General features: G+C 28.8%; 6 protein-coding genes. 3 read left to right on the plus strand and 3 right to left on the minus strand.

The window, feature by feature from the left end:
• Positions 1-101: 101 nt before the first annotated feature.
• A complete protein-coding gene (locus BC748_RS01135; RefSeq protein WP_133531624.1) occupies positions 102-383 on the minus strand; it encodes a hypothetical protein in 282 nt (93 codons plus the stop codon).
• 100 nt (positions 384-483) lie between these two features.
• On the opposite strand from BC748_RS01135, the gene BC748_RS01140 reads away from it, so the two are divergent.
• Together BC748_RS01140 and BC748_RS01145 are read left to right on the plus strand one after the other, a co-directional pair.
• Entirely contained in the window at positions 484-1,344 is an 861-nt protein-coding gene (locus BC748_RS01140; protein ID WP_133531625.1) for an aldose 1-epimerase family protein, read from the plus strand.
• Between the two features lie 3 nt (positions 1,345-1,347).
• Entirely contained in the window at positions 1,348-1,908 is a 561-nt protein-coding gene (locus BC748_RS01145) for a GNAT family N-acetyltransferase (RefSeq protein ID WP_133531626.1), read from the plus strand.
• Between the two features lie 3 nt (positions 1,909-1,911).
• Here BC748_RS01145 and BC748_RS01150 read toward each other — a convergent pair whose 3' ends face one another.
• Positions 1,912-2,139: a VF530 family protein gene (locus BC748_RS01150; protein WP_133531627.1), complete on the minus strand. Its 228-nt coding sequence runs from the start codon at positions 2,137-2,139 to the stop codon at positions 1,912-1,914.
• Between the two features lie 58 nt (positions 2,140-2,197).
• Here BC748_RS01150 and smpB point away from each other — a divergent pair, with 58 nt between their 5' ends.
• Entirely contained in the window at positions 2,198-2,653 is a 456-nt protein-coding gene (smpB, locus tag BC748_RS01155; protein WP_133531628.1) for an SsrA-binding protein SmpB, read from the plus strand.
• Between the two features lie 66 nt (positions 2,654-2,719).
• Here the strand turns inward: smpB and BC748_RS01160 are convergent.
• A partial coding sequence (locus tag BC748_RS01160; protein WP_133531617.1) for a T9SS type B sorting domain-containing protein occupies positions 2,720-2,836 on the minus strand: 117 nt, incomplete at its 5' end.

Below are 2,836 nucleotides of genomic sequence, written 5' to 3' on the forward strand. Positions count from 1 at the left end.
TTAATTTTAAAAAAGATAATTTCCTACTTAAATGCAGTTCGTCGATATTTTTATTTAGGCATAAAAACAAAAAAACCACTCTAAAAGTGGTTTTAAATAAATTATGCGGATAAATAAATCCGATTTATGGGTATCGTAAATCCTTGTTTGAGAATAACTCGCTGATCAGTCAAAGCCCACACAGTGGTTTCGACTACTTTTTTAGACTCATTGTCTTCAAAATAAATTTTAATTTTAGAATGCTCTAAATTACCAAGTGATAAAGCTCGGTTTAAATCAACGAATCGTTGTTTAATATCTTCGTCAGAAATAAGAACTTCGCCATTAGGGAAAGACAATGATTGTATTTTTTCTTTTTCTATGATTTCAAAATTTGTTTCCATAAGAATAGTTTTTAGGTTAATAGATTTAGATTAAGGGAAAATAAAATTAATAAAATATATTTGTAAAAATGATTGTTTAACAAAAAAATATTAAAATAATTTGGAAATAACTATTTCAAAATCAAATTTATCTGCTACAATTAGCTCAAAAGGTGCTGAATTAAAGTCACTTAGCAACAGTCAAACAAAAAGAGAATACATCTGGAATGGAAATCCTGAATTTTGGGGAAAGCACTCACCTATTCTATTTCCAATTGTTGGAACATTAAAGAACAATAGCTATTCCTATAATGATAAAAATTATGAACTACCAAGACATGGTTTTGCTAGAGATTTGAATTTTGAATTAATTTATAAATCCGATTGTGAAGCTATCTTTTCATTAAAATCATATGATGAAACTCTAAAAAAGTATCCATTTAACTTTGAACTGCAACTCATTTATACTTTATCGGAAAGCTATTTGACAGTTTGCTACAAAGTTTTTAATGAAAATCAATTTGAAATGCCTTTTTCAATTGGTGGTCATCCGGCTTTTGCATTAAATAACAACTTTGATAACTATTCGCTTCAATTTGAAAACGACGAAGTAATAGAATGCTACCTTCTTGAAAATGATTTACTATCACAAAAAACATTAAAAATAGAATTAAAAGAAAAAAATCTTCCTCTATCCTATTCGCTTTTTAAGAATGACGCATTAGTTTTTAAACAATTGAATTCTAAAAAGATAAGTTTACTTGAAAATGATAAACCAATATTAGATTTTAGTTTTAATGATTTTCCAAACTTTGGTATTTGGACCAAACAAAATGCTCCATTTATTTGTCTTGAACCTTGGCTTGGATATGCCGATACAACTATAAGCAATGGAAATATTCTTAAAAAAGAAGGAATATATTTGCTTCAACCAGGCTGTCAAAAAACAGCAGAATTTAGTATTGATGTTTTAAAGATTTAAAATATGATAACAATTAATTTTTTGCCTTTTCAAAATTTAGAAACAGAACGACTACTTCTTCGTAGAGTTTCTGTTGAAGATGTTCATGAAGTTTTAGCACTTCGCGGAAATCCTGAAACAATGAAATACATTCCACGACCAATTATAAAAACCATTGAAGAAGCAATGGAACATATCAACATGATCAATGAAAAAATTGATGCTAATATTGGCATAAATTGGGCTATTACTTTAAAAGAAAGCACTAAATTAATTGGCATCATCGGACATTATAGAATTCAACCCGAAAATCATCGTTCTGAAATTGGCTATATGATTTTACCAGAATACAATGGCAAAGGAATAACTTCTGAGGCTATAAAAGCGGTTATAAACTATGGATTTGAACAAATGCAACTTCATTCCATAGAAGCCGTTATTGATCCTGAAAATAGTGCGTCAGAGAAAGTTTTACAAAAAAATGGCTTTGTAAAAGAAGCTCACATTTTAGAAAATGAATTATGGGAAGGAAAATTTTGGGATACCGTTATCTATTCGTTATTGAGAAGAAATTTTAAAAAATAATTATTATGGTAACTTTGGTAATGTTCTAATATACAATTCTTCCACTTTTTTTCTTGCCCAATCGGTTTTTCGTAGAAAAGTTAAACTGGATTTGATGGATGGATTTTCTTTAAAACAACGAATGTTTATCAATTCGCCCAAGGTGTCAAAACTATAAAAAGCAACTAGTTCTTCAAGGATTTTTTGAAGTGTAATTCCATGAAGCGGATTATTGGAAGAATTTTTTATCATAAAGCAAAGTTACAAAAGTATTGCTGCTTTACGCATTTGTTGTTACATTTGCCATCCGATGCTAAAAACAATAAACATATTAAATAAACGTGCCAAATTTGATTATGAAATAATCGAAACCTACACGGCTGGAATTGTTCTAACTGGAACAGAGATAAAATCTATTCGCTTAGGAAAAGCTAACATAACAGAAGGTTTTTGCGAATTTAATAATGGAGAATTATTTGCCATAAATACACAAATTGATGAATATTTGTATGGAAATCAATTTAATCATAAAGCAAAAAGTGAACGCAAATTATTGCTCAACAAAAAAGAACTAAAAAAACTTGAAAGAGCGATTGAAACCAAAGGATTAACAATTATTCCATTAAAATTGTTTACTAACGAAAAAGGAATTGCCAAACTTGATATTGGTCTTTGTAGAGGAAAGAAAACCTATGACAAACGTGAATCACTCAAGGAACAAGATGTTAAACGAGATATAGATAGAATAAAAAAGGAATTTAAATAAAATTTTATTTTTAACTTTTATAAAACAAAAAAACCACTCAATCGAGTGGTTTTTTTATTTAATCATTTATCGTTTAAGCGAGAAGTGCGCCTTAAACTCCTTACTTACATTTTGTTCTAAATACTGTACACTAAACCAGTAATCGGTTGATGGTAGTGGTTGACCGTTGTAACTTCCATCCCA

The organism is Flavobacterium dankookense (assembly GCF_004362665.1).
GTDB classification, from domain to species: Bacteria; Bacteroidota; Bacteroidia; order Flavobacteriales; family Flavobacteriaceae; genus Flavobacterium; species Flavobacterium dankookense.

What these genes read in the sequence shown, in the direction of transcription:
- BC748_RS01135 (WP_133531624.1), bottom strand. Translation starts at nt 383, where the DNA reads ATGGAAACAAATTTTGAAATCATAGAAAAAGAAAAAATACAATCATTG.
- BC748_RS01145 (WP_133531626.1), top strand. Translation starts at nt 1,348, where the DNA reads ATGATAACAATTAATTTTTTGCCTTTTCAAAATTTAGAAACAGAACGA.
- BC748_RS01150 (WP_133531627.1), bottom strand. Translation starts at nt 2,139, where the DNA reads ATGATAAAAAATTCTTCCAATAATCCGCTTCATGGAATTACACTTCAA.
- smpB (WP_133531628.1), top strand. Translation starts at nt 2,198, where the DNA reads ATGCTAAAAACAATAAACATATTAAATAAACGTGCCAAATTTGATTAT.